This is a genomic window from Bradyrhizobium sp. WYCCWR15520 (assembly GCF_056174665.1).
The window spans coordinates 1-10,430 of the sequence record NZ_JBWBWM010000053.1; the positions used below are offsets into that span (position 1 = coordinate 1).

Sequence of the window (10,430 nt, forward strand, 5' to 3'; positions counted from 1 at the left end):
ACGGAATCCTCAAAAGCAAAATTGCAAGCTTTTGGGCCCCCAAAGCCCGAAAGCTTGCAATCTCAAAACGCCTCTCGCCAGAAAATTCGACTCCCGCTCAATGGCTTGGAAGTTCTTCACGCACGACCATCTAGGACACAATGAGCGCAGCGATGGTGCCTGGTGCGGCCGGCAAAAACCGATCTCGAACTGGTGCGGACTGGACTAGCAGTGCGGCTTGGCAGGCCGCCATAAATTCTTCGCTTGTGGGATCGTTCGGCAAGGGAACACCAGGTCCTTTGCCGCGACGAAACGATAGATACGTATGGCCCTTGATGTGATTGCGCTCAACGTGAGGCGGCAGCTTTCGGGGCATCGACATCATTCCACGTTTCTTCAACGCGGGTATCATTGCCATCGGAAGGCAATTGATCAATGGCGATGTCAAGCTGACGGACATACCGAGCTCGCCGTCGCTCTCCGATCAATTTTGGTCGAGGCAATTGGCCGTTCTTCACCATCTCGTTAAACGTGTTGGGCGCCACGCAGATGTAGGCGGCGGCAGCCTCGCGACTGATGAGTCGGGGGGGGCAAGGGAGGGCGGGAGCGCAGCCTGCCTTGGCATCGCTGAACCCTGGGGCCAGGCGATATCGATTTTCCCGATCCGAGAATCTCGAACAGCATGAAACAGAGATCCTGATGCAAGCAAAAGGCATGCGGTCCGTTCGGAAGCTTTTGAGTGCTATGGCGTACAAATTGATCCAGCCGCTCATCAATGAAACTGCGCCAGCTCGATCACACCGGCATCCAGCGGCCGGTCTTCGGGCCATAGCCCGAAGCGTTGTTCGGTTCGGTGTCAATCGATTTGACAGGCGTGCCGGAAGGTTCTCAGGACCCCCATGAGCTCGACCGTGTGGGTGATTGAGCACATCCGGGAGCTCACCGAGCTCGATTTCTTAGCGTCTTTCGGTTTGGTTGGCTGCGCCTTCGCAACGTCATTTCTGGTCCGGACCCCGTAATCAGGCAAGCAGCGGCTCACGAAGAAATGGCGCAGTTTTATGTGCCATTCTCTTTGAAATTTGCTGGAAATCATCACGATTGCCGTCGCCCCGTGCGTTTGGGAGCTGGAGCGCAACTTAGTTTCGTCCTGTCGGAGCATCTTGAAGTTGTGTGAAACTCGTGGAAATATATTGGGAGTGCCTGATTAGTGAGATTACCATGGCTGAAGTGGCGGTTGAGAATGCCGACTTAGCGGCATTGTTGACGGCTTGGCGTCAAGAGCAGGCCGGCCAGAACGGAGGCGGGCGCCCGGTTCGCTTCGTGATCGAGCTGCGTCAGCCGGTCAGCGACGAGGCCATCGTCCATTCCGTCCAACAAGCTCTGTCGATCCAGGTCAGCGTCTTTCCGTTGTTCCCGAATGCATCGGATTTGGAGCAGTTTCGGCGGCTTTCCGTTCCTCATGTCACGCGTCCAGACCGTGCCGACTTGTTTGAAGCGGCGACAAGCCTTCGTGATCTGCTTGGTGCGGAAACGGTCGAGCCCGATCTTGGGACCGACTACTTTGAGTGCGACTGTGAGCCTCCCGATCCGGGTGCGCCGGAAAGCGCTGATTGGGCGTTTTGGTGCTGGGCCAATGCTGAGAAGGACAAGCCGGCCGACCGAAACTGGGCGATCGAGAGGTCCTTGGTCAAGCAGGCTTGGGAGTTTGCGACTTCAGAAGGACGCCTTGCCAAGGGCAAGGATGTGCTGGTGTTTCAGCCCGACACCGGCGTAGCGCCACAGCATGCAGAACTGCCACCCAACCTTGACGCCGGCCCTCGTTCTGCGAATTTCGTTGAGGTGGGTGAACGCCCGATCGATCCTCTGAGAACTGGTCTAAATCCGGGGCACGGCACGGGTACTGCGAGCGTCGTAGCAAGCCCTGAGCCGGGTGCAATGACCGGTTCGGCACCGCTTGCAACCCTCGTCCCGATCCGATGCATCGAAAGCGTCTCGGTGCTCGACCAGAGTCCTGTCGCGCAGGCCGTCAATCACGCGGTCGAGAAAGGCGCCCATGTCATCACAATGAGCCTTGGCGGCATCCCGAGTCGCGCGCTCCACGCTGCCGTCCAAAAGGCTGTTCGTAACAACATCATCGTGCTCGCCGCGGCGGGCAATTGCGTGAGCGAGGTGGTCTGGCCTGCTCGCTACGCCGAGGTCATCGCGCTGGGCGGAATCAACGAAGCGTTCAAACCGTGGAGGGGATCGTGCTTCGGGCCAGCAGTGGCGTTCTCGGCGCCTGAGGCGATCAAGCGAGTTGCTCAGGCAATAGCCGAGCGGAAGACGCGGATTCTTGACCTTGATTTGCGCGCTTATTTCGACAACATCCGACATGATCGGGATGCTAGAGAAGGTGCTCTGCGAATTGACGACAAGGAAATCATGCACCTTCTGCGGCTTATGCTGAAAGCTTCCGGCAAGAAGGGCGTTCCGCAAGGCGGTGTAATCTCCCCCTTGCTCAGTAATCTCTACCTCAACGAGGTAGACAAGATGCTGGAGCGAGCCCGTGAGGTGACACGCCGCGGCAAGTACACCAATATCGAATATGCACGATTTGCTGACGATATCGTGGTCTTGATCGATGCCCATAAGCGACATAACGGGCTGCTCGGTGCCGTGGAAAAGCGATTGCGTGAAGAGTTCGCCAAACTGCAGGTTGAAGTTAATGATGAGAAGAGTCGCACGGTCAATCTGGAACGAGGCGAGAGCTTCGGATTTCTGGGATTCGACTTCCGCTATCTCCGCAGTCTGCGCGGAGTGATGCGGCCGTACTACATGCCCAAGCTCAAAAAGCGGACGGCGTTACTGCGGGGGCTTAAGGAAGTGTTTCGCAGCTATCGGTCGCAACCGATTAGTCCGGTGATAAGCTTGATCAATCCGAAGCTCCGAGGATGGGTAAACTACTTCCGGATAGGCGATTCCAGCAAATACGTCGCCTACGTCAGGAGCTGGGTAGAGAAGAAGGTCAGACGTCATCTGGCGAAGGCACGGAAACAAAAAGGCTTCGGCTGGAAGCAGTGGAGTAATTCGTAGCTGTACGACACCTTGAAGTTGTTCAACGGCTACAGGGCGGGTGCCGGCGAGGTGAAAGCTGCTCCAGCAAAATAGGTCCAATAAGCCTTGTCATGAAGCAAATGGGAGCGCGTAGTGCGGGAAATCCGCATGCTGCGTGCGAAGAGGCGGGGGCTGGAAACGTGCACAACTGGGAAAACTGGTTGAGCGGCGCGCCAGCCCTCGACCCTACTGTCGAACAGGATCGTCGCCAGCAATTGCGGACCGAAAAGCCGCGCGGCGTGGCATGGAACGGTGCCGGTGGCTGGCTGATCTTCTCGCAATCGCGGCAGGTGAACTTTTCCCGCACCGTCTCGATCAGCTTGAACCGGCGCGGGATCTCCTCCAGCGTCTCGGTCACATCCTCGCCCAGCTTCGCCAGGCGCGATCCGCCGCAGCAGGCACAGCTCGTCGGGGCCTCGATGACGACATGCTCGCGTTCGATGTCGTCCGGCCACGGCTTGCGCACCGGCCGCCTGCGCGTGAAGGAACGCACGGCCTGGGTTTTCGTCGCTGCGGCCTGAGCGGCAAGCTCGTCCTCACTCGCCGTGGTAATGAGTTCTTCGAGCTCCAATTCCAATTGCTCGATCAGCCGCGCCGTGCGCTCAGAGCGCTGTCCGTACAATTCGCGCTTGAGCTTCTCGATCCGCAGCTCAAGATGCGCGATCAGCGCCTCGTTGGCCGACAGCTCCGCCCGCGCACTGGCAGCTATCGCCTCGGCTTGCAGCCGCGCCTCACGTTCGGCCTGCAGCGCCGCCAGGGCACTCGCAAGATCCGATGGAAGGTCGTCCGGCTTCGATATCATGAAGCCATTGAATCAGATCAAGCAGCAGATTCAAACCCAAAACGACTATCCGACCCGCGTCGGACGCTGGGTTTCTTGAGGGTTGCGCCAATCGATTCCGGACAAAAGGTAGCTGATCTGCGCCGGTGATATCGTCACTGCTTCGCCCGCAACCAATGGCCAGATGAACCTTCCTCTCTCGAGTCTTTTTGTGAACAGGCATGCTCCTTGGCCATGGTGAGTCGGCCCCGGGGGTCGCACCCGGAGCCGCCCTCCGAACCGTACGTGACGCTCTCACGTCATACGGCTCTCAACAAGTAACGAAGCAGAACTCAACATCGCCCAATGAGCGAACAGCTTCGGCCTACGGCAGCGGATCAATCTGAGCCAGGTGGAGGCTCTGACTTTTCCATTCTTCAGCCCTTTGTATTTGCGTCGTGCCCAGCGGTTAAGAGATTCGTCGACGTATCGACGGAGGGGGCGATGCGACCGAAGAAGCCCAAAGCGACGGGATCGGGTGATCTGTTCCGGGCCAGGCTGGACCATGTCATCAATGAAGCACGAACTGGTTCAACTCGCCGGCAAGGTCGACTGGGACTGGATCGAGGGGGAGATCGCGCCGCTCTACAGCGAGAACGGCCGGCCGGGGATTGAGGCCTGCTTCATGTTCGGGCTGTTGCTGCTCAAGCACATTTACGGACTGTCCGATGAGGGGGTGTGCGAGCGCTGGGTCCATGACCCGTATTTCCAGTACTTCACCGGCGAAGAGTTCTTCCAGCATGCGTTCCCGCACGAGCGATCGGACCTGAGCCACTGGCGCAAGCGGCTCGGCGACAAGCTGGATCGGCTGTTGGCCGAGAGCCTGCGGGTGGCGCACGAGGTCGGCGCGTTACGCGGCCAAGATCTGGCGCGGGTGACGGTCGACACCACGGTGCAGCCGAAGGCCATCACCTTTCCGACCGCCAAGCTGCTGCATGCGGCGATCAAGGGGCTGAACCGCCTGGCGAAGAAGCACGGGGTCAGGTTACGGCAATCCTATTCTCGCCTCGCCAAGGCCGCGGCGATGATGGCTTCGCGCTGCGCCCATGCCAAACAGTTCAAGCGGCATCAGCGGCAGTTGCGCATCCTGCGCAGCCGGCTGGGCCGGATCATCCGTGACATCCGTCGCAAGATCGAAGGTCGGCCAGTCCTCGAGGAGGCGTTCGCCCTTCCGCTCGGGCGGGCCGCTCAGATCCGCTCGCAGCAGCAGCGTCAGCGCGGCTGGAAGCTTTATTCCTTCCACGCCCCGGAGGTCGAATGCATCGGCAAAGGTAAGGCCGCCGCGCCGTACGAGTTCGGCGTCAAAGCCTCCATCGTCACCAACAATCGGCCTGCCCCCGGCGGCCAGTTCGTGCTGCACGCCAAGGCGTTGCCAGACAACCCGTACGACGGTCACACCCTGCGCCACGTCATCGACGATACCGAGACACTGACCGGATGTGCGATCGAGCGGGCCTATGTCGATAAGGGATACCGTGGCCATGATGCGCAAAATCCGCGCCGCATCTTCATTCCGGCCAGAAGCGCGGCGTCTTCGGAGTGATCAAGCGCGAGCTGCGACGCCGATCCGCCGTCGAGCCCGTGATCGGCCACACCTGAAGGCCGAAGGCCACCTCGGCCGCTGCTATCTCAAGGGCCGCGCCGGCGATGCCGCCAACGTCATCCTCTCCGCCATCGGCCACAACTTCCGTCACATCCTCGCTTGGCTGAGGGTTCTTTGGTGCCTCTTCCTGACCGCCCTCATCGCAGAGCCGACCGCGACAGCGCGCCGCTTGAATCGGCTTCTTAACGGACGACTTCGTATATTCCGACGATTTCGATGTCAGTTCTATCGGCGAACGTTCGCTGCAACGTTGCCAACTGAGATTCGATTGACGCGACTTGTCGATCTTCAGCTTCCGACGATTGCGACAGTAGATAAAATAGCGCATAAGCGGCACTGACTCGCGATTCTAGAATCGAAATCGAGCTTACGCGAGTCAGATGTCCACAGATGGTGCCAAGTTGGCCCTAGTATGCGAGAGGGCGCGACATGCCATTCCGGCACAGACTTCCGTCGTGAAAACCGGTTGAATATGTCTTAGCTCCGAGCGATTCGGTTGTTACGCGGAGTTAACAATCCCCATGTTCATCTCGAATTCAGAACTAGCGGTGGGCATGGCCTGAACGCAGACCAACGTCTCCAGGTCCGCAAAATTTCATTTGAATTCACGATATATCTACCTCCTCCCCGCAACGTACGCGCAGTCACGCATCGGAATGAGAAAGGACAAATAGTCGGAAGTTATGCTCCTGGTCTTCAGGTAGCAGCGCAATGATGCCCTTTCATAACGTATGCCGAAGGAATTCAACATTCGTCCTCAGGCAGAGGAGCGCCGAGGCCGTCAATGTGTTCGTCATAGTCAAGCTCATAGCCTTTGCTCAGCACATCGTGTCCTGATCGGCATCGGCATTGCCCTGGACCGCTCCGAGAATTTTGAACTGGTTAATAAGAATGGCCCGCTCTGCGGGTGAAAGCTTGCTCAACTTAAGCCTCCGAAGTGGGTCGTCATGGTGAGATTAACGTCCTTGTCGGTCCGGCTTCGAAAATTGAAGCGGAGCATCCAACCTCAACCTGAAGTCGCCACAAGTCAAGCGCATGCAATCGCCCAGGAACGTCATCGCTTCGGCTGTCGGCACCTGCACGTGCTGCTAAAGCCGGAGGGCTAGAAGCTGTTCCGGCTCTAGCGGGAAGAGAGGCTCGCGGTGCGCCGCCGTGGCGGCCACAGGCCGGCGATCGGGACCCGGGCGCCGATGACGGTGCCGATGCGCGGAACGACCGCTGGTCGCTCGACTTCGTGTCGGATCAGCTCACCGACGGCCGCCGCTTCCGTATCCTCACCGTCGTCGATGCTGATTCCACCCGCGAGGCCTGGCGCTGGTGGTCGATACCTCGCTCTCCGGCACCCGCGTGGCGCGAGAGCTGGACCGGCTGGTGATAGAGCGCGGCAAGCCCGAGACGGTGGAGACAGTCCACAGCGCGAGCGTCTCCGCGAGCGAAGGTAGCGCTGGAGGGTCGAGACCAGGACTTGCATCCTACCAAAACAAGGAGGCGACACCACGTTTTGTGTGTGGCACTAACGCCTTATAAGCGTTCGGCGAGAATGCGCGTCTCGGCGGAGTCTACCACTCACGCGGGCTTAGGATAAGCAGACATTTGGCGGCAGGTTGATAAGCTCTAGCGTGGGGACGTTGTACTTAACACCCAAGTGAAGGAGATGAGCATGGCGCAACAGCCGGCGTATGGACAGGCCCAGGAAGCTGAAGCCCGCAAGGAAGCAATTCTGAAGTCGCTGAGGCTCAAAAAGTGACGCAGCTTGCGGTCGTGAACGAGAAACTGGCGCGAATCGCACAGTTGCTAGCGCTGTCCAAGTCTAGATCGCATGTACCTTCATCCCGTCTCTCCCTAAGGCTGGGCGGTGAGGCTCAGCCTTAGGGATATTTTTGGTCGATTGATTGGCGGGTGTTTCTATTGACGACTGACTAGCTATCCGTTCGGACCTTCTGTGAGGGAGCATGTCATCTGTTGGCGCGGATATCGAGTTTGCTCGACGACTTCCTCATATCCTGGCTGCGCGAGAGCGGCTTGAGAACCTCTGGGCTGCAGGTACGGATTACGCGCGGGATCTAGTCGAAGGCGCGCGCTTGCATAGCCGCCTGCTGCATCTCGATACGGACTTGACTGGCGAATGCGAACTTAAATGCTGCTATTGCGATCGCACTTCCGATCGATATAGCGACCTGCCTGATCGCGTTGAATTAAGCACTGCTGAACGACTTGACTTGATCGCACAGGCGCATGCGATGGGAGCCATAACAGTAGAATTCCAAGGCGCAAGGGAGCCGATGGCCGATCGCGACTTTTGGCACATCGTCGCGAGCGTGCAACAGCACGACATGGTGCCCGTAGTGTTCACCAGCGGATACCGTTTAGATGGCGCGGCCGTAGAGCGGCTATTTCAGCTGAGAGCAACGGTGTTAATTAAGCACAACTCCCACGATGTGGCCGTCCAGGATAAGATGGAGGCGCGAGGGTACGGCGCCAAATCCAATGCTGCCCTGCAGGCGTTGCTCAAGCGGGGATTCAACCGATCAATTCCAACGCGAGTAGCGAACGATGCGGTGGTCACGCCGCAGTTTAACGGGGATTTTGCCGAGGTCGCGTCTCTTCATCGTTGGTGCCGTCTCAACAACGTTCGCAACTATATTTTGCCATTGCTTCCTGAGGGCCGAGCAGATCGGTCTTCAGTGCTTATCGAGAGAAAGCGTGCTGATCGTATCAACAACATGATACGAGAGATTGACGAGGAGGAATTCGGTCCTGAGACTCGTTGGCGCAGTGCTCTGATCGGGGCGCGCCCATGATGCTGATCGAAAGGAGTTTCGATCGCTTTGGATTTGCTGATGCGCTCACGGCTGAGAACGCTTCGGTTGAACTGAGCACGCGGATTCTTCGCGACTACGCGATCTCAAGCGTTCCGTGTGCTGAGGCGCCGTTCGCCTTTGACTCTGAACGTCTTGCGGTTCTTGCCTACAAAGGCGCGATGGAGCGGGTGAGGGAGCGCTTTTGGACGACGAGCTTTCTCGGATCTGGGTTCTGGGGTGACGCTAAGGACGACATCGTCAGCGCTAATATCCGGATGGTGAACAATTGCCGCGCCCTCGACGTCGTAGTTCGCCGCCTGTTTCTTCTCAGCCTGCCAGCGGAAGAGGAAATACAGCGCATTCAAGATCAGCGCATTCTCTTGCTCAAGTGCGAGGACCTTGATGGCTTGGCGCGTTTCGATCGGCGATTTGTCAATCTCGCGCGTAGCATCGAGGAGCTGTCTTATCATGGATGTGATGTGCGCATCGTCCACGATGCCGAGCGGCTTCATCGAGCGCTGCCGGAGGAGCTCAACGCGGAGACGCGCGACACCGAGTTCGCCATCTATGACGATTGGCGCTTCGATGTCTTCCAGGGAGAGCTGTTCGGAGCCATCCAGAGCGTACGGTGTTACACGCCCGCTATGGCGCGCTTCGCTAGCTACCGCGATCGCCTGACGCGCTATTTCGAAAGCTTGTGGCGGCGGTCGAGGCCAATCGACGGATTTCTCAATCGACTGCGCACAACAGTCGAATATTCCTCCTGCCGTATTGATTATCCGGTGAGCTGGCTGGTACGCTACGATGACGCGCTGCCACGCGAGGACGAGGCGCTGAAGATCGAGGAACTAAGCTCGGTCAGGATCGAGCTCCTTCGTCTAGGACGCTGGGGCCACGTGCGGCGGTTCCTTGACGTGGGTACGTGTACCGGGCGTTATCTCGTAGCCTTGCGTGACGCCGTCGTTCCGGGCGGCATCATTCTCGGAGTCGACAACGATGTCGACTGCGTGCGGTTCACGCAGGCGAAGCTTCGTCGTGAGGCGGCTGACGAGCGCCGGTTTCGCGTTGAGCGCCACGATTTCTGCCTCCCAGAGGCTCCATCGTCGCACAGCTTCGATCTTATTACCTGCATGCTGGGCACGATCCTACATTTCCAGCGCAACGGGGGCGACCGTCCGCCCTACAACGACGCCTTCCAGCGGGCGCTCGGGAAGTTCGCCGATCTGCTCGCGCCGAATGGCCTGCTATTCTTCACGGTTTGGTCCGAACAGGCCTGCCGCGATCTGCGGCTCCTCAGCATCTATTCGCAGGAAGACAAGTGCAGGCTGGCGCGAACAGCCATCAACGACGACGAGTTACGGGAGCGGCTCGCTTGCGTCGGACTGAGGCCGCTCGTTCCGATTCCACTGCAGGATCGGCTCGTTCTCTACCGCTGCGAGCGCGATCGTGCCATCGCCGCGAGCCGCCTTAGCTCGCGCGATGTTCAGGGCGAAGAAGCACACAAGGAGATAGGCCATGCCGAGTGCGGATAACACGCAAGATATGGCCGCGGGGCAGCCAGCGAGCGACATCGCCGTAGTCGTGCGCCCATTCCTCGAAGCGCGCAACGCCTATTTCAGCCAGTTGAACGACCAGTGGCAGGGCGCTCAGCGCAGCTTCAAGGAGAGTTGTTGTGTGCACGCGAGGACGCGCGAGTCGCTGGTCAACGAACTGAGGCAGGACCTCAACCACGCGGCGAACCGATACCACGAAAATCTGCGCGCCTTGTCGCAGGCAGAGGCCGACGAACGGCGCCGCGCCGCCGCCAGCGACTTCAGTCGCTATCTAGTGGATGTGGACCTAGCGCAGCTGACGGCTTGGCAGAAATGGAACGAGCGCAGCCAGGAGGTCGGCAATACGATCGCCCAGCTGCGGCAGAGCTATGCACAACGCTCAAAAGAAGAATACCGCAAATATCTCGGTGAGGTGAAGCGGGCCTGGGAATCGGTCGACATCACTCAGGTCCCGGCCGCGCTGCTCCGCTATATCGTCCAGCTCAACGAGGAGGTTGCGCGGCACGCTTGGTACTCCGGAGGTGGCCGTTGAGATGAACGTGGAACAATCTGATCGAAACGCTGGACGTGAGATCCCGACC

At 58.9% G+C, this 10,430-nt stretch carries 5 protein-coding genes and 3 pseudogenes; 6 read left to right on the forward strand and 2 right to left on the reverse strand.

The genetic code is table 11. The features are described 5' to 3' along the window. Nucleotides 1–1,197: 1,197 nt before the first annotated feature. Nucleotides 1,198–3,051, forward strand: coding sequence for a reverse transcriptase domain-containing protein (locus tag AC0QUY_RS37355; protein WP_202639124.1), 1,854 nt, complete (start codon nucleotides 1,198–1,200; stop codon nucleotides 3,049–3,051). Between the two features lie 212 nt (nucleotides 3,052–3,263). Here AC0QUY_RS37355 and AC0QUY_RS37360 read toward each other — a convergent pair. Beyond that, a pseudogene (locus AC0QUY_RS37360) lies at nucleotides 3,264–3,874 on the reverse strand (transposase domain-containing protein); the annotation flags it as partial. A gap of 45 nt (nucleotides 3,875–3,919) precedes the next feature. After that, nucleotides 3,920–4,114, reverse strand: a complete 195-nt coding sequence (gene tnpB / locus AC0QUY_RS37365) for an IS66 family insertion sequence element accessory protein TnpB (protein WP_161855562.1) — start codon at nucleotides 4,112–4,114, stop codon at nucleotides 3,920–3,922. 222 nt (nucleotides 4,115–4,336) lie between these two features. On the opposite strand from tnpB, the pseudogene AC0QUY_RS37370 reads away from it, so the two are divergent. The 5 genes and pseudogenes from AC0QUY_RS37370 to AC0QUY_RS37390 form a co-directional block, all read left to right on the forward strand. After that, a pseudogene (locus AC0QUY_RS37370) lies at nucleotides 4,337–5,634 on the forward strand (IS5 family transposase); the annotation flags it as partial. A gap of 898 nt (nucleotides 5,635–6,532) precedes the next feature. Beyond that, a pseudogene (locus AC0QUY_RS37375) lies at nucleotides 6,533–6,896 on the forward strand (IS3 family transposase); the annotation flags it as partial. Between the two features lie 551 nt (nucleotides 6,897–7,447). Then, nucleotides 7,448–8,296, forward strand: a complete 849-nt coding sequence (locus tag AC0QUY_RS37380) for a radical SAM protein (RefSeq protein ID WP_474417054.1) — start codon at nucleotides 7,448–7,450, stop codon at nucleotides 8,294–8,296. Continuing rightward, nucleotides 8,293–9,828, forward strand: coding sequence for a class I SAM-dependent methyltransferase (locus tag AC0QUY_RS37385; protein ID WP_161855560.1), 1,536 nt, complete (start codon nucleotides 8,293–8,295; stop codon nucleotides 9,826–9,828). Before AC0QUY_RS37380 ends, AC0QUY_RS37385 begins: the two co-directional genes overlap by 4 nt. Further along, nucleotides 9,812–10,381: a hypothetical protein gene (locus tag AC0QUY_RS37390; protein ID WP_161855559.1), complete on the forward strand. Its 570-nt coding sequence runs from the start codon at nucleotides 9,812–9,814 to the stop codon at nucleotides 10,379–10,381. Before AC0QUY_RS37385 ends, AC0QUY_RS37390 begins: the two co-directional genes overlap by 17 nt. Nucleotides 10,382–10,430 lie beyond the last annotated feature (49 nt).

Excerpts from the sequence above, each read along its gene's own strand:
- AC0QUY_RS37355 (WP_202639124.1), top strand. The coding sequence starts at position 1,198 with ATGGCTGAAGTGGCGGTTGAGAATGCCGACTTAGCGGCATTGTTGACG.
- AC0QUY_RS37380 (WP_474417054.1), top strand. The coding sequence starts at position 7,448 with ATGTCATCTGTTGGCGCGGATATCGAGTTTGCTCGACGACTTCCTCAT.
- AC0QUY_RS37385 (WP_161855560.1), top strand. The coding sequence starts at position 8,293 with ATGATGCTGATCGAAAGGAGTTTCGATCGCTTTGGATTTGCTGATGCG.
- AC0QUY_RS37390 (WP_161855559.1), top strand. The coding sequence starts at position 9,812 with ATGCCGAGTGCGGATAACACGCAAGATATGGCCGCGGGGCAGCCAGCG.